At 71.8% G+C, this 21,224-nt stretch carries 15 protein-coding genes; 9 read left to right on the top strand and 6 right to left on the bottom strand.

Annotated features, from left to right (window positions below):
* Window positions 1-119: 119 nt before the first annotated feature.
* Window positions 120-947: a DUF5926 family protein gene (locus JAV76_RS00925; RefSeq protein WP_198732136.1), complete on the top strand. Its 828-nt coding sequence runs from the start codon at window positions 120-122 to the stop codon at window positions 945-947.
* Window positions 948-1,007: 60 nt separating this feature from the next.
* Entirely contained in the window at window positions 1,008-1,853 is an 846-nt protein-coding gene (locus tag JAV76_RS00920) for a glycosyltransferase family 2 protein (RefSeq protein WP_198732135.1), read from the top strand.
* Between the two features lie 27 nt (window positions 1,854-1,880).
* Here the strand turns inward: JAV76_RS00920 and JAV76_RS00915 are convergent, their stop codons facing one another.
* From JAV76_RS00915 to JAV76_RS00900, 4 genes are all read right to left on the bottom strand, one after another.
* The gene (locus tag JAV76_RS00915; protein WP_198732134.1) at window positions 1,881-3,602 is read right to left on the bottom strand and encodes an alpha-amylase family protein; all 1,722 of its coding nucleotides are present in this window, start codon (window positions 3,600-3,602) and stop codon (window positions 1,881-1,883) included.
* Complete coding sequence (locus JAV76_RS00910) at window positions 3,599-4,594, bottom strand: TIGR03885 family FMN-dependent LLM class oxidoreductase (protein ID WP_198732133.1); 996 nt, start codon at window positions 4,592-4,594, stop codon at window positions 3,599-3,601. The genes JAV76_RS00915 and JAV76_RS00910 overlap by 4 nt, the downstream gene beginning before the upstream one ends.
* A 56-nt stretch (window positions 4,595-4,650) precedes the next feature.
* Entirely contained in the window at window positions 4,651-6,948 is a 2,298-nt protein-coding gene (locus tag JAV76_RS00905; RefSeq protein WP_198732132.1) for a hypothetical protein, read from the bottom strand.
* Between the two features lie 64 nt (window positions 6,949-7,012).
* A complete protein-coding gene (locus tag JAV76_RS00900; RefSeq protein ID WP_198732131.1) occupies window positions 7,013-8,203 on the bottom strand; it encodes a diacylglycerol/lipid kinase family protein in 1,191 nt (396 codons plus the stop codon).
* A gap of 77 nt (window positions 8,204-8,280) precedes the next feature.
* On the opposite strand from JAV76_RS00900, the gene serS reads away from it, so the two are divergent.
* The 6 genes from serS (at window position 8,281) to JAV76_RS00870 (ending at window position 15,084) form a co-directional block, all read left to right on the top strand.
* Window positions 8,281-9,555, top strand: coding sequence for a serine--tRNA ligase (serS, locus tag JAV76_RS00895; RefSeq protein ID WP_198732130.1), 1,275 nt, complete (start codon window positions 8,281-8,283; stop codon window positions 9,553-9,555).
* The gene (locus JAV76_RS00890) at window positions 9,552-10,382 is read left to right on the top strand and encodes an HAD family hydrolase (protein ID WP_198732129.1); all 831 of its coding nucleotides are present in this window, start codon (window positions 9,552-9,554) and stop codon (window positions 10,380-10,382) included. The genes serS and JAV76_RS00890 overlap by 4 nt, the downstream gene beginning before the upstream one ends.
* A 49-nt stretch (window positions 10,383-10,431) precedes the next feature.
* Entirely contained in the window at window positions 10,432-11,439 is a 1,008-nt protein-coding gene (locus JAV76_RS00885; RefSeq protein WP_198732128.1) for a LacI family DNA-binding transcriptional regulator, read from the top strand.
* Window positions 11,440-11,595: 156 nt separating this feature from the next.
* Complete coding sequence (locus JAV76_RS00880; RefSeq protein WP_198732127.1) at window positions 11,596-12,981, top strand: ABC transporter substrate-binding protein; 1,386 nt, start codon at window positions 11,596-11,598, stop codon at window positions 12,979-12,981.
* A 169-nt stretch (window positions 12,982-13,150) separates the two neighbouring features.
* Entirely contained in the window at window positions 13,151-14,140 is a 990-nt protein-coding gene (locus tag JAV76_RS00875; RefSeq protein ID WP_198732126.1) for a carbohydrate ABC transporter permease, read from the top strand.
* Window positions 14,137-15,084, top strand: coding sequence for a carbohydrate ABC transporter permease (locus tag JAV76_RS00870; RefSeq protein ID WP_198732125.1), 948 nt, complete (start codon window positions 14,137-14,139; stop codon window positions 15,082-15,084). Before JAV76_RS00875 ends, JAV76_RS00870 begins: the two co-directional genes overlap by 4 nt.
* Window positions 15,085-15,114: 30 nt before the next feature.
* Here JAV76_RS00870 and JAV76_RS00865 read toward each other — a convergent pair whose 3' ends face one another.
* A complete protein-coding gene (locus JAV76_RS00865) occupies window positions 15,115-15,630 on the bottom strand; it encodes a bacterial proteasome activator family protein (RefSeq protein WP_268921800.1) in 516 nt (171 codons plus the stop codon).
* A gap of 56 nt (window positions 15,631-15,686) precedes the next feature.
* Complete coding sequence (locus tag JAV76_RS00860) at window positions 15,687-16,685, bottom strand: NAD(P)H-quinone oxidoreductase (RefSeq protein WP_198732123.1); 999 nt, start codon at window positions 16,683-16,685, stop codon at window positions 15,687-15,689.
* A 202-nt stretch (window positions 16,686-16,887) separates the two neighbouring features.
* Here JAV76_RS00860 and JAV76_RS00855 point away from each other — a divergent pair, with 202 nt between their 5' ends.
* The gene (locus JAV76_RS00855) at window positions 16,888-21,198 is read left to right on the top strand and encodes a sensor histidine kinase (RefSeq protein WP_198732122.1); all 4,311 of its coding nucleotides are present in this window, start codon (window positions 16,888-16,890) and stop codon (window positions 21,196-21,198) included.
* Window positions 21,199-21,224 lie beyond the last annotated feature (26 nt).

Here is a 21,224-nt window from a genome sequence, read left to right as displayed (position 1 = left end):
TCTTGGCACGTGGGACCCGGTTTCGGCAGGACGAGAGGCGCCGTCCGCGCCACCGTGCGCGGGGTGCCGCGCGGGGCCCGCAGAGGCGGGCGCCCGCCGACTGCCGGTAGGCTCATGCCATGGCAAAGAACACGTCACCGGAGTTTGTGCTGCGCCCCTTCGAGGGTCTCGACGGGGAGCCCGACCTCGTGGCCCTCCGCGAGGTCGTCCCGGCCGCCACCGCGACCGCGCGCACCACCGCCGAGCACGGCGCCCGCGACATCACGTTCACCACCGTCCTCCCCGGCGCATGGCCCGCGCTGCACCGCGCCGACGGCGCCGTCCTCGTCGCCCTCCAGACCCACGCCGGGTCCGGCGACGCCAGCCGCGACCTCGCCCAGACCGTCCTCGACGCCCTCGAGCTCGAGCCCGGCGCCTCCCTCACCAGCACCGTCCTCCCCGGTCCCGGCCCCCGCCTCCAGGACATCCTCGACCCGGCCGTCCCCTTCGAGGTCACCGTCCACGACGGCTTCGACTACTGGATGGACCCCGACACCGAGATCACGCCCGACATCAAGGCGTCCCTCGACGAGGCCAACTCGACCATCATCGAGACCCGCAAGCTCACCACCGTCGACAGCGCCTACTGGTGCCGCATGGGCGCCCGCGAGTACCTCCGCTGGGCTATGCCCCACAGCGAGGACACCGTCATCGACGCCATCGCCCGCCTCCACGCCAAGCGCGAGTCCGGGTTCGCGGGCTCCAAGTTCCTCGGGGCCTTCCGGGCGTCCGGCATCGTCATCCCCGTCTGGGAGCTCCCCAAGGGCTCCGAGGCCGAGGACATCGAGGGCGCCGTCGCCGAGTTCTGGCCGTCCCTCGAGGCGGCGCTCGCGGTCGACGCACCGCTCGACGCCGACGAACGACGAGCCCGCGCAGGGATCGTCTCCCGCCAGGTCACCCTCCGCTGACGCGGGACGGGGACCCGGCTCGCCAGGAATCAGACACACCACACCACGAGGGTTGACGACGTGAGCGCGGATCGAGAGACCGGGGCCGAGGGGACGACCGGGCAGGGCCCGGGGACCAACCGCGGGCGGCGGGCCAAGTCCGCGACGTCGTCCCTCACCGAGCGCGAGTCGCTGCGCCAGCGCGTCGCCGTGGTCATCCCCGCCAAGGACGAGTCGCGGCGCATCGCCGCGACGGTCCGCGCCGCGAAGGCCATCCCGCACGTCGACCTCGTGCTCGTCGTCGACGACGGCAGCCTGGACAACACCCAGGACGTCGCCCGCGACGCGGGGGCCGTCGTGGTCCGCCACTCCCACAACCGCGGCAAGGCCGCCGCCATGGAGACGGGTGCGGCCGTCGTCGCCATGCGGGACGCGCCCGCCCGCCCGCCGCGCCTGCTCCTGTTCATCGACGGCGACCTCGCCGAGACCGCGGTGAACACCGCGCCCCTCGTCCCGCCGGTGCTCGAGGGCCGCGCGGACATGACCATCGCGCTCCTCCCGCCCCAGGCCGGTGCGGGAGGCCGGGGCGTCGTCGTCGGCGCCGCGCGCCGCGCGATCGCGTCGATGACCGGGTGGATGCCCACGCAGCCCCTGTCGGGGATGCGGTGCCTCACCCGTGAGGCCTTCGAGGCGGCCACCCCGCTCGCGCGCGGCTGGGGCGTCGAGACGGGTCTGACGATCGATCTCGTGCGCCTCGGCTACGTCGCGCTCGAGGTCCCGTGCGACCTGCGGCACCGCCCGTCGGGCACGGACCTGCGCGGCCAGCTGCACCGCGCCGCCCAGTACCGTGACGTCGTCCTCGCCATCAACGCCCGACGCGTCCGCGCCCTCGGTGAGGCCGTCCGCGGCGGCCGCCCCGAGGAGTAGAAGCCCCGGGACGGCCGCTCGCACGGTTCAGAGGAGTCTGCGGGAGTCCTCGTGGACGACGCGCAACCAGCGGTAGCCGTACCCGTCGAGGACCACCTCGGCGCTACCGTCCTCGGCGACGTCCGTCTCGCCGGCCTGCAGGAGGTCGACGAGGCGCGTGGTCCCCGTGCCGTCGGGCACGGTGATCGGGACGGTGAGTCGCTCGGGACCGAAGTTGTGCAGGGCGATCATCTGGCCCTGCGCCCCGGCCACCTCGTGGGCGAGGACGGACGTGTGCGGCTGGTCGAGGACCCGCACGTCGCCCCACCCGATCTCCGTGGAGTTCCGGTACTGCGCGATGAGCGTCCGCACGAACGCGAGCATCGAGTCCTGGTCGTGGCGCTGGTCCGCGACGTTCACGTGCTCGGGCGAGAATCCGCCCTCCACGAGGGGCGCCACGAGGCGTCGCTCCGACGCCCGGGAGAATCCGCCGTTGGGGCCGGACGACCACTGCATGGGCGTGCGGACCGCCTCACGGCCACCCACGTCGAGGTTCTCGCCCATCCCGATCTCCTCCCCGTAGAACAGCACGGGGGTGCCGGGCAGGGAGAACAGCAGGCTGTACACCATGCGGATGCGCCGCGGGTCGCCCTCGAGCATCGACGGCACGCGGCGCGTGATGCCCCGCCCGTAGATGCGCATCTCCTCCTCGGGCGCGAACGCCTCGAAGACCTCCTGGCGCTCCTCCTCGGTGAGCTTGTCGAGCGTGAGCTCGTCGTGGTTCCGCACGAAGTTCGCCCACTGCGCCTCGCGCGGCAACCGGGGACGGTCCGCGAGGGCCTGCGCGACGGCACGGGCGTCACCGCGCGCGAGGGACAGGTAGAGGTTCTGCATGCCCACGAAGTCGAACTGCATGGTGAGCTCGTCGGCCTCGTCGCCCCCGAAGTACGTGACCTGCTCCTCGCGGGGCAGGTTCACCTCCCCGAGGAGGATCCCGTCGCCCGTGCGCCGGCCCAGGAACCCGCGCAGCGAGCGCAGGTACTCGTGCGGGTCCGAGTAGTCGTCGTCGCCCGTGCCGTCCGCGGCGGAGTCCCGGCCGGGCCCGTCGCGGTCCTCCGGGTCCTCGGGGGTGACGGCCTCGAGGAAGTACGGGACGGCGTCCACGCGGAACCCGCTGAGCCCCAGCTCCAGCCAGAACCCCATGACCTTCGCGATCTCCTCGCGGACCTTCGGGTTGGACACGTTGAGGTCGGGCTGGTGGGAGTAGAACGAGTGCAGGTAGTACTGGCCGGTCTTCTCGTCGAGCTCCCACACGCCGTCCTCCTCACCCGGGAAGACGGTGTCCGCCGGGTTCGCGGGCGGCTCGTCGCGCCACACGTAGAAGTCCCGGTACGGGTTGTCCTTGCTGGACCGGGACGCCTTGAACCACGGGTGCTTGTCCGAGGTGTGGTTGACCACGAGGTCGGCGATGACGCGCATCCCGCGGTCGCGGGCCGTGCGGAGGATCTCCACGAGGTCGCCGTGGTGGCCCAGGCGGGCGTCCACACCGTAGTAGTCGGTGATGTCGTAGCCGTCGTCCTTGTCGGGCGTCGGGTAGAACGGCATGAGCCACAGGCACGTGACGCCCAGCTCGGCGAGGTAGTCCATGCGGTGCGCGAGACCGTCGAGGTCGCCCACGCCGTCGTCGTTCCAGTCCATGAACGTCTCGACGTCCAGGCAGTACACGACGGCGGTCTTCCACCACAGGTCGGACGTGTCGGTCATCCTCATGCGGTCACCCCACCGGTGGTCGCGGTCGTGCCCGCAGCGCGCAGCGCGGGGAGCACGTGCTCGCCGAACACGTCGATGAACTCCGTCTGCTCCTTGCCCACGTGGTGCAGGTACACCTCGTCGAAACCGAGGTCCGCGTACCCGCCGATGACGTCGACGAGCTCGCCGAGGTCGGCCGAGACCACCACGGAGGAGCGGACGTCGTCGGGCTCCACGTGGCGCGACGCCTCGTCGAACGACGCCGGGGTGTCGAGGTCCCAGCACAGGGGCGGGGCGAACACGTTGCTGCGCCACTGGTCGTGGGCGACGGCGAGGGCTTCGTCCTCGGTGCGGGCGTAGCTCAGGTGGATCTGCAGGGCGAGCGTGCCCTTCCCGCCGGCGTCGCGGTAGGCGGCGATCATGTCGCGCAGGTGGTCGTGCGGCTGGTTGATGGTCACGAGGCCGTCGGCCCACGAGGCCACGCGACCGGCCGTCGCGACGCTCACGGCGGGTCCGATGAGCGCGGGCTGGGTCTCCGGCAGCGTCCACAGGCGGGCCCGGTCGACGGTGACGAGCCCCTCGCGACTGACCTCCTCGCCGCGGAAGAGGGCCCGGATGACGTCCACGGACTCCTCGAGGCGCTGGTCACGGAGCTCCTTGCGGGGCCACGCGTCGCCGGTGATGTGCTCGTTCATGGCCTCGCCGGACCCGAGCGCCGCCCAGAAGCGACCCGGGTACATGGCCCCGAGCGTCGCGGCGGCCTGGGCGATGATCGCCGGGTGGTACCGCTGCCCGGGGGCGTTGACCACGCCGAAGCGCAGGTTCGTCGCCTCGAGGGCGGCCCCGAGCCAGGACCACGCGAAGCCGGACTCGCCCTGCCGGTCGCTCCACGGGGCGAAGTGGTCGGAGCACATGGCGGCCTCGAACCCGGCCGCCTCCGCCCGCTTCACGGCGTCGAGGAGTGCTCTGGGGTGGACCTGCTCGTGCGAGGCGTGGAAGCCGTAGAGGGTCATGGGAGCCTTCCGTCGAGGGGGTGGCGGTGCGTGACGAAAGTACCCTCGGGGGCTGGTCACGGCATTCGGAGAGGCTCCTGCTCGGCGGGGTCGCGGCGCAGCGTGAGCATCCACGAGGCGTAGGTCGCGGCGACGAGCGGCACGAGGACCGCCAGGCCCACACCGAGGATGACGACGCCCGAGTCGTTCACGAGGGTCCCGATGCCGAGGGCCGTCCCGGCGGTGACGACGCCGGGCAGGACCATGGGGGAGCGGGTGCTGATCTGGGTGAGCGGTGCGCCGTCCGTCCACCAGCCGGCGTGCTCCCCGCCGTCGTCGAGGGTCGCGGCGCGCAGGGGGCGCCCGAGGACGAGGACGACCACGAGGATCCCGGCGACGCCCACGATCGCGAGGGGGTTGGTGAGCGTGGAGAGGTTGGCCTCGGCCTTGCGGAGGACCACGTCGAGGAGGCCGCCGTCGAGCACGGTGTCGACGAGCTGTCCGAGGTGCGTGCGGTCCTCCTCGGGGCGCAGCCTGTCCGCGACGGCGAACGTCGTGACGACGACGACGGCGGCGAGCAGCACCCCGACGATGCGCTGCCAGGTGAGGCGGACCCCGGCGGCGAGGAGCGCGAGGACGACGAACGCGGGCACGAGGGCTGGGGGCCCCCCGAAGTCGGCCCCCAGGGCGGGCGAGCCGTTGAGGACCACGGCCACCGCGCCGATGGTGAGGACGACGCCCGCGGCGAGCCGGCGTCGTCCTGCGGCGACGAGCGGGTCGGCCGCCGCGGCGGCGGCGAGCACCGTGGTCACCGCGAACAGCGCGAACGCCGTGTTGTTGAAGCCGTAGAACCGTCCGCCCACGGTCGGTTGGATGCCCATGAGGGCGGACACCTGGAGGCGAGCCCCGGTCGCGACGTCGACGGCGAGGACGAGCGCGGTGATGACGGTGACGACGGTCGCCGGGCCGAGCACGCGGTGCCGCCACGGGGGCAGCACCGCGAGCGCGGTGAGGGCCGCCATCCAGGCGAGGACGAGGGCGGTGAGCGTGAGGGCTGGTGCGCCGGTGCGCCACCAGGGGACGAGGTTGGCGAGGAGGGTGGAGACGGGCAGGGCGGCGATGGCGATGCCGGTGGCGCGCAGGGAGCCCAGCACCGCTCCGGGGTGTCCGGCGACGGTGCGGGCGATCCGTGGGTTGCGGCGGGCGCGGGCGCTGAATCCGTAGGAGACGGCGGCGAAGAGCACGAGGTTCACGGCGCAGAAGAGGAGGAAGAAGGGCTCGACGAGGGGGCGTGTGGCGAGGGTGTGGTCCTCGGCGTCGACGAGGTCTGCGACGCGTTCCTGGGCGGGGGTCCCAGCGGTGTCGGACGTCCAGGACGCGCCGACGAGCCGGGTCTGGGCGGTGATGTCGAGGTGGTCGAGGACGGTGGGCAGGACGTCGGTGCCCTGGACGTACCCGGGCTGGCGGGTGGAGCTCGACAGGAGCGTGCCCGGCGCCTCCCCGGGTGCGAGGACGGCCGCGACCTGGAGGCGGGGCTCGGTGCTGGGGTCGGCGACGGAGGCGAGGACGACGGTGGTGTGCTCGAGGCCGGGGTCGGCGTCGCGGGCGGCGGCGAGGACCTCGGCCAGACGGGCGTCGACGACGGTGACGTCCTGAGCGCGTCGCGGCTGGTCGCCCGACACCTCGCCACCCGTGGTCTCCGTCTCGTAGCCTGCCTCGCGGACGGCGCCGAGGTCCACGACGACGAGGTCGGACGTCTCGAGCCCGTCGGCGACGGCGTCGCCCGTCGCGCCCGCGGCATCGCCGGGGGTGATCGCGGTGCCGGCGACGTCCCCGTCCTGCGTGGTGAGGGCGAGCGCCGCTCCTGGGCCGACGGCCGTCGCGACGGTCCCCGCCTCGGTGACGGCGTCACCGAACGCGCCGAGGGGCGCGTCGTAGGACTGTGCGTCGACAGCCTCGCGGAGCTCGTCCCACTCCGGGAGCGCGCCGCCCGTCGCGGGCGCGAGCTCGCGGCACGCGTCGTCCTTCGCGTCGAACGCGTCGGCGGCGCGCGTGCCCGCGGAGATCGCGAGCCACCCGTCGACGGGGCACGTGGAGGCGTTGACGCTGCGCACCACGAGGTTGCCGACGCTGCCGTCCTCGGCCAGCGACCACAGGGCCGGTGTCGTGGTGGGGGAGACGTCCGCCCAGGACACGCCGCCCGTGCCGACGAGGAGCACCTGGTGGGCGTCGTCGTCGGTGCCCGCGTGGGCGACGCCCACGGCCGTACCGCCCAGGACTGTCAGGGCGACCGCGGCACAGACGGCGCGCGCCAACAGACGGGCGGGGCCGCCGCGGCGCTGCTCGACGGTCGGGTTCAGGGTGGGTGCGCTCACCCCCACAGCCTAGGTCGGTGCCCCGCGACGGCCCGCCCGCCGGTGCTGGCGGGCGCGCCCTCCGTCAGGCGGCGTCGAGGCGCGGGACCGGGGCCCGCACGACGAGGGCGCCGGGCTCGACCCATGTGTGGATCTCCGTGGCGCGTCCCAGGACGTCGCCGTCCACCTGCACCTGCTCGCCGCCCTCGACGTGCAGCCGCACCCGCTCAGCCCGGGTGTGGTCGATGCGCCCGATCTTGTTGGGGAGGTCGTTCGACACCCCGAAGCCCTGCATGACGACCTCGCCGAGGAGCTGCGCCCAGCCCACCAGGCCGCCGCGCGTGTCGATCGCCGCGACGTCGTGGATCCCGTCGTCGATGACCGCCTCCGGGATGAGGGTGATGCCCCCGGGGAGCTTCCCGCAGTTGCCGATCATGAGGCTGCGGAGCCGCGCCTCGACCGGCGTCTTGTCGTCGAGCGTGATCGTCATCTGCAGCCGCTTGCCGTGCAGGTGCCGCACACCGGCCACGAAGTACGCCATCCACCCCATCTTGTCCTTGAGGTTGGCGTCCGCGTCCGCGACCATCGCGGCGTCGAAGCCCAGGCCCGCGATGACGAGGAACAGGTGACGCACCGGCTCCGCCGCGGCCTTGTCGAGCGGCGTCCCCTCGAGGGGCACCTGGTCGCCGTCCTCCGGCACGTCCTCGCCCTCCGGCGCCGACGGCTCGGCGGGGTCGTCCACCTGCAGCCACCCGATGTCGATGCGCCGGTCCATCCCGTGCAGGGCCACGTCGAACGCGTCCTCGAGGTCCGTCACCGAGATGTCGAGGTTCCGGGCGAGGAGGTTCCCCGTGCCCAGCGGCAGGAGCGCCATCGGGGTGTCGCTCCCCACCAGCCCCTCGGCCACCGCACGCACCGTGCCGTCGCCACCGACGGCCACCACCACGTCGGCGCCCCGGCTCACGGCCTCCCGGGCCTGCCCGACGCCCGGGTCCTCCACCGTCGTGTCGATCCACAGGGGCTCCCGCAGGTGCTCCGCCGCGCAGCGGGCGAGCAGCGCTGGCTTGATGACCTCGGTCCCGCTCTTCGACGGGTTCGCCACGAACGCCAGGAGGGGGCCACGAGGCGGCTCGGGCTCCGAGGCCGCCGGTGCGGCCTCCCGGGCGTCGAGCGCCGACCGCAGGTCACGCTGCTGACGGACGACGACGACGGACAGGCCGCACGCCACGAGCGCGACGACGACTGCTGCGACGAGCAGCCAGACTTCCAGTTCCATGCGCTCACCGTAGGTGCAGATCGGCACACCCGCTCGGGACGACGGCAGCTCCGGTGCCCAGTGGATACTCTTGACCGGTGATCGATCTCCGCGCCGTCCGCGACAACCCCGACCTCGTCCGCGCCAGCCAGGCGGCGCGCGGTGACGACCCCGCGCTCGTCGACGAGCTCCTCGACGCCGACGCCCGCCGCCGGTCCGCGCTCACCGGGTACGAGCAGCTGCGCGCGGAGCAGAAGTCCCTCGGCAAGGACGTCGCCAAGGCGCAGGGCGACGAGAAGGCCGCGCTCCTCGCCCGCACCAAGGAGCTCGCCGAGCAGGTCAAGGCCCTCCAGGCCGACGCCGACGCCGCCGCGCGCGCCCTCGACGACCTCACGTACCGCATCGCGAACATCGTCGAGGGCGCCCCTCCCGGCGGCGAGGACGACTACGTGGTGCTCCGCACCGAGGGCACGCCCCGCGACTTCGCCGCCGAGGGCTTCGAGCCCCGCGACCACCTCGACCTCGGCGAGCGTCTCGGCGCGATCGACACCGAGCGCGGCGCCAAGGTGTCGGGCGCCCGCTTCTACTACCTCACCGGCATCGGGGCCCGCCTCGAGCTCGCGCTCCTCAACGCCGCCATGGACCAGGCCTACCAGGCCGGGTTCACACCGATGATCACGCCCACCCTCGTGAAGCCCGACGTCATGGCCGGCACCGGGTTCCTCGGCAAGCACGCCGACGAGATCTACCGCCTCGAGGCCGACGACCTCTACCTCACGGGCACGAGCGAGGTGGCGCTCGCGGGCTACCACTCGGGCGAGATCCTCGACCTGTCGGCCGGGCCGCGCCGGTACGCCGGGTGGAGCGCCTGCTACCGGCGCGAGGCCGGCTCGTACGGGAAGGACACGCGGGGCATCATCCGCGTCCACCAGTTCCACAAGGTCGAGATGTTCTCCTACGTCCCGGTGGAGGACGCGGAGGCGGAGCACCTGCGCCTCCTGGCGTGGGAGGAGGAGATGCTCGCGAAGGCCGAGCTGCCGTACCGCGTCATCGACACCGCGGCGGGCGACCTCGGGTCGAGCGCGGCCCGGAAGTTCGACTGCGAGGCGTGGCTGCCCACGCAGCAGCGGTTCCTCGAGCTGACGTCCACCTCGAACTGCACGACGTTCCAGGCGCGCCGTCTCGGCACGCGCGAGCGGACCGCCACGGGGGAGACGCGACCGGTGGCGACCCTCAACGGGACCCTGGGCACCACCCGGTGGATCGTCGCGATCCTCGAGAACCACCAGCAGGCCGACGGCTCGGTCCGCGTCCCCGAGGGCCTGCGCCCGTACCTCGGGGGGCTCGAGGTCCTGGAGCCCGTGAAGGCATGACGGCGGAGCTGGCGACCCCGACGCTCACGGCGACGAGCAGGATCGTCGCGCTCGACGTCGACGGCACGCTCATGACGTACGACGAGTTCCTGTCGGACGAGGTGCGCGAGGCCGTCGCGGACGTCCGGGCGGCCGGGCACGAGGTGGTGCTCGCGACCGGACGCCCCCTCGTGGCGCTCCTGCCCGTGGCGCGCGACCTCGGGATCGACGAGGGCTGGGTGGTGTGCTCCAACGGGTCGGTCACCGCCCGGGTGACGCCGGAGGCCGAGGGCGGTTTCGAGCTCGAGGACGTCATGATGTTCGACCCCCGCGAGGCGCTGGAGGTCATGCGTGAGCACATGCCGTCCGCGAGGGTGGCGCTCGAGGAGATCGGGGTGGGCTACTGGGTGAACCAGGCGTTCCCCGACCGGAACCTCCACGGCCTGCACACGGTGGTCGAGTTCGAGGACCTGTGCGGGCGCAGCACGGCGCGCGTTGTCGTCGCCGACGCGGAGCAGCCCACGCGCGAGTTCAGCGCCGCGGTCCGTGCGCTGGGCCTGAGCGACACGTACTTCATGATCGCCGGGACGCACTGGATGGACATCGCCCCGGTGGGCGTGACCAAGGCGTACGCGCTCGAGCGCCTGCGCGAGCAGTGGGACGTCCCCGTGGAGCGCACCGTGGCGATCGGTGACGGCGGCAACGACGTCGACATGCTCGCGTGGGCGGGCCGGGGCGTCGCCATGGGGCACGCGGACGCGTCCGTCATCGCCGCCGCCGACGAGGTGACCCTGTCGATCCTCGACGACGGTGCGGTGCCCGTCCTGCGGAGCCTGCTCGGCGACTGAGGGGCCGCACGTTCGCGTCGTGCGTCGATGTGGAGAACAATCGGTCTCCGTGACGCATGGCATCGACGAGGTTGCCCGGGTGGCCGGCGTGTCCACCGCGACGGTCTCCCGTGCCCTGCGGGGCCTGCCGAACGTCTCCCCGATCACCCGCAAGCGGGTCGAGGCGGTGGCGCGGGACCTCGGGTACGTGGCCTCGCCGTCGGCCGCGAGCCTCGCGTCGGGACGCACGCGGACCATCGGGCTCCTCACCCCGTGGGTGAACCGGTGGTTCTTCGCCAACGTCATCGAGGGTGCCGAGAGGTCGCTGCGTGCCGTGGGGTTCGACGCGCTCCTCTACACGTTCGACATCGCCCGTGAGGTGCCGCGGCGTCCGGTGGACCCGAGCGTGCTGCGGCACCGGGTGGACGGGGTCCTCGTGGTGGGACTGCCCCTCACGGACCTCGAGGTCGAGGCGCTCGAGGGGCTGGACCGCCCGGTGGCGTTCGTCGGTACGGGGCGCGACGACCACCTCACGGTGCGGCTCGACGACCACGAGGCGGGGGTGCAGGCGACCGAGCACCTCGTGGGGCTGGGGCACCGCCGGGTCGGTCACGTCACGGGGACGCCCGACGAGGAGCACTCGTGGTCGCCGCCGTCGGGGCGGCGCCAGGGCTGGTCCGAGGTGCTCCGAGCGGCGGGGATCGAGCCGGAGGCCGGGTGGGAGGTCAACGGGCACTTCGACATCCAGGGCGGGCGCACGTCCACGCACGCGCTGCTCGACGCGCACCCCGAGGTGACGGCCGTGTTCGCGGCGTCCGACGAGATGGCGATGGGGGCCATCCTCGCAGCCCGCGACCGCGGGCTGCGGGTGCCGGAGGACCTGTCGGTGGTGGGGATCGACGGGCACGACCTCGGGGAGCTCGTGGGTCTCACCACGGTGTCGCAGGACGCCTCCGGCCAAGGCTCCCAGGCCGCCCGTCTGCTGCTCGACCTCATCGCCGGGCGAGGGGAGCCGTCATTGGTGGTCCACCCGACGGTCCTCGTCGAGCGCGCCTCGACCGCTGCGCCCCGCGCATGAGCCGTGTGACTGAATCGTTATGGGATGAAAACGATTCATGAGTTGCGCACACCACATGTAAACGCTTGCATAGGTGACGAGACACCCGCCCGGGGTCGCGCGAAGCACGACGACGGGCACCCCGAGGTCATCACGACGATGTGAGGAATCCTGACAATGAGAATCGCAACGCGCCGCAGTTCCGCGGTCCTGGCCGGCGGGGCGGCTCTCGCCCTCGCGCTGACGGCCTGCGCTCCCAGCAGCAACGACACCGACGACGACGGGGACATGACCACGGCGGCAGCCGAGGTCCCCGAGATCGACTGCTCCGTCTACGACGAGTTCGGTGACCTCGACGGCACCACCGTCTCGGTCTACACGTCGATCGTCGAGCCCGAGCAGGAGGACCAGGAGCTCTCCTACGACCCGTTCGAGGAGTGCACGGGCGTCACCGTCCAGTACGAGGGCTCCCGCGAGTTCGAGGCACAGCTCCTCGTCCGCCTCCAGGCCGGCAACGCGCCCGACATCGCCTACGTCCCGCAGCCCGGCCTGCTCAGCACGATCGTCAACGACACCGGCGCGGCGGTGCCCGCCCCCGACGCGACCGCGGCGAACGTCGACGAGTACTTCTCCGAGTCCTGGAAGGGGTACGGCACCGTCGACGGGACGTTCTACGCCGCGCCGCTGGGCGCCAACATCAAGTCCTACGTCTGGTACTCCCCGTCGGCCTTCGAGGAGGCCGGCTACGAGGTCCCCACCACGTGGGACGAGATGATCGAGCTGTCCGACCAGATCGTCGCCGACGGCAAGATCCCGTGGTGCGCCGGCATCGCCTCCGGTGACGCCACCGGATGGCCCGCGACCGACTGGGTCGAGGACGTCGTGCTGCGCGTCGCCGGCCCGGACGCGTACGACCAGTGGACGACCCACGAGATCCCGTTCAACGACCCGCAGATCGTCGAGTCCCTCGACGAGGTCGCGAACATCCTCAAGAACGAGGACTACGTCAACGCCGGCTTCGGCGGCGTCGACTCGATCGCCGCGACGGAGTGGGACGGCGCCGGTGCGCCGATCCTCGACGGCAACTGCTCGATGCACCGCGCCGCGAACTTCTACCAGAACCAGTGGCCCGAGGGCACGGAGGTCGCCGAGGACGGCGACGTCTACGCGTTCTACCTGCCGTCCATGACCGAGGGTGAGAAGCCGATCCTCGGTGGTGGCGAGTTCGTCGTCGCGTTCGACGACCGCCCCGAGGTCCAGGCCTTCCAGACGTACCTCTCCAGCGCCGACTGGGCGAACGTCAAGGCCGCCGTCACCACGCGTGGTGGCTGGGTCAGCGCGAACACCGGGCTCGACTCCGAGCTCCTCGCGACGGACTTCGACCGCCTGTCCGCCGACCTGCTGGCCGACCCCGAGGCCGAGTTCCGCTTCGACGGCTCGGACCTCATGCCCGGCAGCGTCGGTGCGGGGACGTTCTGGTCGGAGATGGTGGCGTTCTTCGCCTCCGACAAGAGCTCGCAGGAGGTCGCGGACGCGATCGAGGCGTCCTGGCCGACGTCCTGACACGGAAGTGATCAGCGGGTGGCCCACCACGGTGCGGGCCACCCGCTGATGCAGGAACGACGGGGACCCGCCTGAGGGCGGGTCCTCGCCGGCGCCGGTATCGTGCCGGCGCCCATCACGTCATGCTCATCTCATCCCGTGCGCGAGGACGGGTAGTTCGGAGGCCCCGATGGACTGGCTGCTCCACGCCGACACCACGACCGAGAAGCTCCTCGTCATGGTCGTCGCGATCCTTCTCTTCGTCGCGGTGATGAGCATCATCCTCTTCGCGGTCGACCGTCCCAAGAGCCCGCCGAGGTGGATCGTCACCGTCGGGTTCCTCGGGCCCGCACTGCTCCTCATCCTCTTCGGCCTCGTCTACCCGGGCCTGCGGACCATCTACAGCTCGTTCTTCGACCGCAACGGTCAGAACTTCGTCGGGTTCGACAACTACGCGAAGGCGTTCGGCCAGGACCAGTTTCAGCAGGTCCTCACGAACACGGCACTCTGGGTCATCCTCGTGCCGCTCGTGTCCACGTTCCTCGGACTGCTGTACGCCGTCCTCGTCGACCGGACGAGGTTCGAGAAGCTCGCGAAGGTCCTCATCTTCCTGCCCATGGCCATCTCGATGGTCGGCGCCGGCATCATCTGGAAGTTCGTCTACGAGTTCCGCCCCGCCCAGCAGAACATCCCACAGGTCGGTCTGCTCAACCAGATCCTCGTCTGGCTCGGTCTCGACCCGCAGCAGTTCCTCCTCAACCAGCCGCTCAACACGTTCTTCCTCATCGCCGTCATGATCTGGATCCAAACCGGGTTCGCCATGACGATCCTGTCGGCAGCGATCAAGGCCATCCCCGACGACATCGTCGAGGCCGCCCGCCTCGACGGCCTGAGCGGCGTCGGCATGTTCCGCAGCATCACCGTGCCGAGCATCCGCCCCGCTCTCGTGGTCGTCGTGACGACGATCGCGATGGGCACGCTCAAGGTCTTCGACATCGTCCGGACCATGACCGGCGGGAACTACGGCACGTCGGTCGTCGCGAACGAGTTCTACACGCAGAGCTTCCGGCAGAACGAGCAGGGCTTCGGTGCCGCGCTCGCCGTCGTGCTGTTCGTCTTCGTCATCCCGATCGTGATGTATAACGTCCGTCAGCTGCGTATCACGGAGGAGATCCGATGAGTGTCCCGATTCCCGCCGTGAAGCTGTCCGAGCAGGACGAGAAGAAGGCCTCGAAGGGCCCCGCGTCGAAGATGTCCCGGATCGACCGTCGAGCCGCTGCCGGGAAGAAGGCGCTCACGTCACCATGGGCCACCGTCACCGCGATCGTCATCGCGGTCCTGTGGACCACCCCGACGCTGGGGCTGCTCATCACGTCGTTCCGGCCGGAGCAGGACATCCGCAGCAGCGGCTGGTGGACCACGATCACGCGCCCGTGGTTCAACTTCGACAACTACGAGTCCGCGCTGTTCGGCAGCTCCACCCAGCTGTCCACGTTCTTCGTCAACTCCATCGTCATCACCCTGCCGGCGGTGGTCATCCCGATCACGCTCGCGCTCCTCGCGTCCTACGCCTTCGCGTGGATCGAGTTCCGGGGCAAGAACATCCTCTTCATCGCGGTGTTCGCGCTCCAGGTGGTCCCCATCCAGGTGACCCTCATCCCGCTGCTGTCCCAGTACGTCGACTGGGGGCTCAACGGCACCTTCTGGGCCGTGTGGCTCTCGCACTCGATCTTCGCGCTGCCGCTCGCGATCTTCCTGCTCCACAACTTCATGAAGGAGATCCCGCGTTCGCTCATCGAGGCGGCACGCATGGACGGTGCCGGGCACGTGAAGATCTTCTTCCAGGTACTCATGCCGCTCCTCGTGCCCGCGATCGCATCCTTCGGGATCTTCCAGTTCCTGTGGGTGTGGAACGACCTGCTCGTGTCCCTCACGTTCGCCGGCGGTGGGCGTGATGTCGCGCCCCTGACCGTCCGCGTCGCGGAGATGGCCGGCTCGCGCGGCGGCGACTGGCACATCCTGTCCGCCGGCGCGTTCATCTCGATGATCGTCCCGATGATCGTGTTCCTCGCCCTGCAGCGCTACTTCGTGCGAGGACTCCTCGCCGGGTCCGTCAAGGGCTGAGCCGGCCGGGGTGCCTGACCGGGGCCGGGATCAGAGGTACTGACCGGGGGTGGGACGTCCGTCGGACGTCTCGCCCCCGTCGGGCGTCCCGGGCTCCCGCAGGAGGCCCGGCGGCAGCGCGCGGGTCGGGGCGCGGCCCTGGGACCGGGCCTGCGCCGCCATCTGCTGGGCGACGATCGCGGTCTGCAGGCCGTGGAACAGGCCCTCCAACCAGCCCACCAGCTGGGCGTGCGCGATGCGCAGCTCCGCGTCCGACGGCACCGCGTCGTCCGTGAACGGCAGGGTGATGCGCCGGAGCTCGGCCACGAGGTCGTCGGACAGCCCGTCCTCGAGCTCCGCGATCGACCGCTCGTGGATCTCGGCCATCCGGCTGCGGGCCGCCTCGTCCAGCGGGGCGCTGCGCACCTCCTCGAGGAGACGCTTCACCATCTCCCCGATGCGCAGCACCTTCGCCGGCTCCTCGATGACGGTGCGCTCCTCGCGCACCTGCTCCACCGCTCGGTCCTGACCCTCGAGCTGCTGGTCTGCGTGCTGGTCGTCGCTCATGACACCAGTCTTGCCCATGCCCCCTCGCCCGTGCACCGTCCCGGCCGCAGCCCGGGTCAGGGGACGAGGAGGACCTTGCCGACGACCTCGCCGGAGTCGAGCAGCTCGTGCCCGCGGGCCGCCTCGGCGAGCGGGAGGCGGGCGTGCACCACCGGCCGCAGCCGGCCGTCGGCCAGCCACGGCCACGCGTGCTCGCGCACCGCGGCCACGATCCGGGCCTTCTCCTCGGCCGGACGCGACCTCAGCGTCGTGCCGGTGACGCTCGCGCGTCGGGTGAGGAGGGTTCCGAGGTCCAGCTCGCCGCGCTGCCCCTTCTGCATCCCGATGACCACCAGGCGTCCGCCCGTCGCGAGCGACGCGACGTTCGCACCCAGGTACGCGCCTCCGACCACGTCGAGCACGACGTCCGCCCCGTGGCCTCCCGTCGCCTCGCGGACGAGGTCCGGCAGGGCGTCCGCGAAGCTCTCGCCCTCGGGGCGGCGGTAGACGAAGCCGCCGGCAGCGCCGAGCTCCATGCACCGGGCCACCCGCTCCTCGCTGCCCGCGGTGACGAGCACGTGCGCGCCGAGCGCGCGGGCCACCTGGATCGCGACGGTCCCCACACCTCCCGACCCACCGTGCACGAGCACGTGCTCGCCCGCGGAGAGGCGGGCGACGTCGACGAGGTTCGACCAGGCCGTGCACACGGCCTCCGGGAGACCCGCGGCGTCGACGAGGTCCACGGAGTCCGGGACCGGGAGGAGCTGCTCCGCGGGCACCGTGACGAGCTCCGCGTAGCCGCCGCCGTCGATGAGCGCGGCCACCCGATCGCCGACCTTCCACCCCTTGACACCCTCTCCCAGGGCCTCGACGACCCCCGAGACCTCCAGGCCGGGCCAGCTCGGTGCCCCAGGGGGTGGCGGATAGTGACCGCGGCGTTGCAGAATGTCCGCGCGGTTGATGCCAGCGGCAGCGACCGTCACCAGGACATGACCCGGGGCGGGGGTCGGGTCGCTGACCTCCACGGACGTCAGGACGTCAGGCTGCCCGAACCTCGAAATTTCAACCACGTGCATACTTGTGACCCTACGGCCACCCGGGCCGGCCGGCACGGTGGTGCGGGGCGAGCGGGTTAAAGCCCCCTGTTTGCCTAAAGCACCAGGGGTCCCCGGTCGATGTTTCCCTTGCGGACGATGGTGCGCGTGCAGGACGAGACGGGCCCACCGTGACAGCGATGACAGCGATTGGAAGGCATAACAGATGCTCCGGAAACTGAGTGTGCGAGGCAAGATCTTCGCTGCCCTCGCTGTGCCGGTGCTCGTGCTGGCCATCGCGGCGTCGGTCTTCTCGTGGCAGGCCCTCAGCCGAGCCAGGATCGCCTCGCAGGCCGACGGCATCGTCGAGCTCCTCGAGGGCGGTGAGAAGGTCATCGCGGCACTCCAGGAGGAGCGCAACCTCTCGGTCCAGACCCTCAACAACGTGGCGGGCGCCAAGGAGCAGCTCGACGCGGCGCGCCTGGAGACGGACGCGGCCCTCGGGGCCTTGCGGTCCGAGTACGAGGGCCTCGAGACCGGCGCGCTCGACCCGCTCGTGCGCACCGTCCTCACCAACGTCGGCACCACCAACCCGACGTCCCTCGCCCAGGCCCGCGACCAGGTCAACCGTGGTTCGGCCCAGACCCTCGTCATCTCCGACCAGTACACCACCATGGTGCTGTCGTTCCTCGAGGTCCCCGGATCGCTCGCCGACACCCTCACCGACCGTCGTGTCGCCGCCTACATCGACGCGTACGTCCAGACCTCCCGTGCCATCGACCTCACCGCTGCCGAGTACCCCCTCGCGCAGAAGGTCCTCGACGACGTCGCCTCCCCGACCCCCAACCAGCGAGAGATCCGTGAGCTCACGACCGTCATCGGTCTGACCAACGCGATCCGCTCCGACGCGACGCTCGCCGTCGCCGCCCTCGCGGTCGAGGACCTGCGCCTCCCGCCCCAGAACGCACAGTTCGTCTCCATGCGTGGTTACCTCGGGACCGGCCGTGCCGAGGCGATCACCGGGACCCTCGCCGCCGAGTGGGTCAACGCCAACGCCCGAGAGATCGAGAGCGCCGTCCCCATCAGGGACGAGCTGCGTGACTTCTCCGTCGAGCGCACCCAGGCGCAGGCCGACACGCAGCGCACCGAGGCCATCCTCACCCTCGTCGGGACGCTGCTCATCCTCGTGGTGTCGGTGTTCATCGCCGCCGCGATCTCGCGACGCATCACCGTCCCGCTGCGTCACCTCACCCGCGCCGCCGCCGACGTCCGCGACGAGCTCCCCAAGCTCGTCGAGCAGGTGTCCGTCCCCGGCCAGGGCCCGGAGATGAGCCTCGCGACCATCAAGGTCGAGTCCTCCGACGAGGTGGGACAGCTCGCCGCAGCGTTCAACGACGTGAACGCGACGACCGTCGAGGTCGCCAAGGAGCAGGCGGCCCTCCGTGGCTCCATCGCCGAGATGTTCGTCAACGTGGCCCGCCGCGACCACGTGCTCCTCAACCGTCAGCTCGCGTTCCTCGACGAGCTCGAGCGCTCCGAGGAGGACGCCAGCGTCCTCGCCAACCTCTTCCGCCTCGACCACCTCGCGACCCGGATGCGTCGTAACTCCGAGTCCCTCCTCGTGCTCGCGGGCATCGACTCCGGCCGGCGCGTGCGCCAGCCCATGCCGGTCTCCGACGTGGTCCGTACCGCGTCGTCCGAGATCGAGCTCTACGACCGGGTGCGCCTCAACCTCGAGGCCGACCCGCTCATGCTCGGGCACAACGCCCTGAACGGCGCGCACCTCATCGCCGAGCTCCTCGAGAACGCGACGATGTTCTCCGAGCCCAACACGCCCGTCGAGGTGACGACCAACCGCACGTCGCGGTACGTCACCGTCGAGGTCCGCGACCACGGGCTCGGGATGAGCGACGAGGAGATCGCCAACGCCAACGCGAAGGTGGCCTCCCGCTCCGCGTCGGACGTCATCGGTGTCCAGCGCCTCGGCCTCTTCGTGGTCGGTCGGCTCGCGGACCGCCTCGGTGCGCACGTGGTGTTCTCCAAGGCACCGGACGGCAGCGCCGGCACCATCGCGACCGTGTCGTTCCCGCTCAACCTCTTCGTCGACGACGCGGACGTGCCGCTCCAGGGCCCCACGGACCCGCTGAGCGCCGCGAACCGCCAGGCCACCGACCAGTGGATCGCGCCCGAGACCGAGCCCGAGGTCGCCATCCCCGTCGACCTCGACGCGCTCACCGACGGCTCCACGAGCATGGGCATGCCGCGTCGCCGCAGCTCCGTCTCGACGAGCCAGACCCCCGCGGTCGCGTCGAACGTGGGGATCTCTCCCGACGCCGACGCCGCCCGTGAGATGGTCCTGCCGCCTCTCGAGTCGGCGAACCCCTCCATCGACCTCTCCTCCGCCGACGACCTCAGCTGGAGCCCTCCGCAGAACCTCGGCGAGAGCCTGCCGGCCCGCCTCCCTGCCCGGACCCGGAGCAGCGAGCCCACCCAGCTCGGAGCGGCCTTCACGCAGCTCGAGCCCGTCCAGGACGAGCCGATCCTCGACGGTGAGCGTCGCAGCGCCGTGTTCTCCCGCTTCCGCACCCTCAGCTCCATCGAGCCGACGGACGAGCAGCAGGACTACGCCTCGACAGAGGACGTCCCGGCCGAGGAGACCACTGCCGAGGCGGTCGCCGAGTCCTTCCAGGCCGACGCGCCCTCGGTGCGCCACGCCGAGGACAGCGACGACCAGCACCCCGCACACGACGACGCCCCTGGAGCCGAGCTCGGCCAGGACCGCGGACGCCACGGCATGGAGTCCGCCTCCTGGGCCGACGCTCCCGAGCAGGTCTCCGCACCCATGGTCATCCCCGGTCTCGCGCCGGACGAGGACGACTTCGGGTGGGGCCAGCAGACGCAGGCCGAGGAGCCCAGCTGGGCACCCCAGGCGGACTCCGACGAGCCGTTCGCGCCCGTCGAGCAGTTCCAGCCGCTGGGGCAGTTCCAGCCGACCGAGTCCTTCGAGCCCGTGCAGGCGTTCGAGCCCGTGCAGCAGCCCGAGCATGAGCAGGCGTTCGAGCCTGTTCAGCGGTTCGAGCCGTTGCAGCAGCGTGGTGTCGACCAGCAGCAGCAGCCGCAGCAGGCAGAGCCTGCTTGGCAGCCAGAGACGGCGTTCCAGCAGGAGCAGTCGTTCCAGCAGGAGCAGTCGTTCCAGCCTGAGCAGGCCTTCGAGCCCGTCCAGCAGTTCGAGCCGTTGCAGCAGCGCGGCGCCGAGCCGCAGCAGGCGCAGCAGCCCGAGTCCGGGTGGCGTCCGCAGGAGGACAGCGGCGAGTCGAGCTTCCAGCCTGTCCAGCGCTTCGAGGCGCTGGCACCGGTGGAGCGCACAGCACCCGTCGCCCCTCCGACGGTCGCCCCGATCCTGCCGCCGGCGACGCGTGACTTCGAGCCGATGCAGCGCGCCGAGCTCGCCTCGCGCTTCCAGCCCGCGCAGCGGATGGAACGCCCTGCCCCGGCCCAGGACGTCCAGCAGCCACCCGTCCAGCAGCCGCCCGTCCGGGAGAGCGCCCAGCGCTTCGCCCCGGAGCCTGCTCAGCAGCCGCAGCGTCCCGAGCCGGTCCTGCGCGTCGAGGCCCCCGCGGTCCCCACGCGTGAGCCCGTCGCCGAGCGTGCACCGGTAGCCGAGCGGCCCGCGCCCGTCGAGGTCCAGGAGGAGCGTCCGACGCTCCCGAGCTTCGCCGACGTCGTGTCCGACGCCCCGACGCGCCGCCAGGCACGTCAGGCCGCCGAGCCGACGCGTCGCGGACCGTTCTCCTGGTTGCGTCGCCGTGGCGGCGAGCAGGACGACGCGGCCGCCGAGGGTGGGCTCGCGCCCACCGGCCTGCCGACGTTCACGCCGGGACCCGCCGCCGCGGCCCCCACCGCGCCTCCCGCGGTGGACCGTGCGCCGCGGGAGACCGTGCGTGAGGCGGACCGCTTCGAGCAGCAGGGCTTCGAGTCCCTGCCCGCTCGCCAGCAGAGCCCCGCACCTCGTGCGCAGGCCATGCCGGAACCGGCCGGACAGTGGGCGCCGTCGGCACCCGCCGCCCCCGCGGGGGAGCAGTGGACGCCCAGCGCGCCTGCCGCACCCGCCCAGCAGCGGGCCGAGGCTCCGCTGCCCTTCAAGGACCTCCCGCTGAGCGGGCTCGACGAGGGCGCCAGCTGGACGCCCCCGAGCCAGATCAACGGGGACATCGCCTCGATGCTCGCCATGCGGTCGAACATCCAGGAGCAGGCACTGGCTGAGCTCAGCCAGCTGTCGGCATACCGCCCAAGCGCGGTCGACACCTCACAGGCCGGCGGGCTGACCCGCCGAACCCGTGGCGAGGTCGCAGCTTCCACTGACGACGTCGCATCTCAGAAGATCAGCCGCGACGCGGCTGAGCTTCGGTCACGACTCTCGGCGTTCCAGTCGGCCACCTCCCGTGGTCGGCAGCCGGGGGCCGCACACACAGCAGGCCAAGGTACGGATGCCGGGAGATCGGCTGACGCTACCGTGCAGAACAATGTTCCAGACTCGGCGCCCCAGCCGCGTTGATCGACGAATCGCCACTGAGGCATCGG

Origin of the sequence: Sanguibacter suaedae (assembly GCF_016342785.1) — a bacterium.
GTDB lineage: Bacteria > Actinomycetota > Actinomycetes > Actinomycetales > Cellulomonadaceae > Sanguibacter > Sanguibacter suaedae.
Note: the sequence above shows the minus strand (reverse complement) of the source record. Positions and strands in the feature narration are given on the sequence as shown.